1 protein-coding gene is annotated in these 416 nt (G+C 38.7%); it reads right to left on the reverse strand.

Translation table 11 applies throughout. The annotated features are described in order from the left end of the window. A partial coding sequence (locus HC176_RS16885) for a TonB-dependent receptor plug domain-containing protein (RefSeq protein WP_167920176.1) occupies positions 1 to 416 on the reverse strand: 416 nt, incomplete at both ends.

The raw sequence follows: 416 nt of genomic DNA on the forward strand, positions 1-416 counted from the left end.
GATCGCCGTATTTCTTAATAGCATTATGATCTTTTAGTACATTAATAGATTTAATTTTTGAAGGATCCACGTCAGACGAAGTAAAATCTTTTTGTTCTACTCCGTCAATAAAGATCAGAGGTTTGTTTTCCTGCCGGGTATAAATTTGTGCGCCGTCATTCTGAACCGCAAGAATGTCATCAAATTCTGGCTGAAGATCATCGGCAGAAAGCTTTAGGTGGGGGTTAGGGGTTGTCTCTGAATATTTTATATCAGCACTCATTAGCACAGGAGCTGAGTCTTTCCTAACTTCAATAAAGCTGCTCTTAATGTTGCCTTTTTGGAGGTCCATATGTTTTAGGACCTCCTTAATATCATCAACAATTAAAGCTTCGGTCAAAATAATTGCGCCATCTTTAGCTTTGTTTCCGTAGCGG

The sequence above is a fragment of the Tamlana crocina genome (genome assembly GCF_012037625.1).